A 314-nucleotide genomic window follows, 5' to 3' on the forward strand; every position below is an offset into this window, starting at 1 on the left:
AATCTGCAAACACCGCAAAAAGAAACGACACCACCGGTGCCCTTTACCGAAGGTACCTTAATTACGGCAATGAAGACGGCCGGTAAAACACTTGATGATGAAGAAGCCCAAGCGATTCTTAAAGATGTGCAAGGCATTGGAACGAGCGCAACCCGGGCAAATGTGCTGGAAGTGTTAAAGAAGCGCGGCTATTTAGTTACTGAAAAGAACAAGCTCCACGTCAGTGAAGCGGGGATTACTTTATGTAAAGCGGTTGAACTCGAACCCTTGTTAACTAGCCCAGAGATGACAGCAAAATGGGAGCAAGCGTTACA

At 46.8% G+C, this 314-nt stretch carries 1 protein-coding gene; it reads left to right on the forward strand.

Going from position 1 to position 314, the window contains the following annotated elements; translation table 11 throughout:
* Positions 1 to 314: DNA topoisomerase (locus FC65_RS11260; RefSeq protein WP_235803144.1), on the forward strand; the 314-nt coding region annotated here is incomplete at both ends.

It is taken from the genome of Ligilactobacillus acidipiscis DSM 15836, from assembly GCF_001435755.1.
Taxonomy (GTDB): domain Bacteria; phylum Bacillota; class Bacilli; order Lactobacillales; family Lactobacillaceae; genus Ligilactobacillus; species Ligilactobacillus acidipiscis.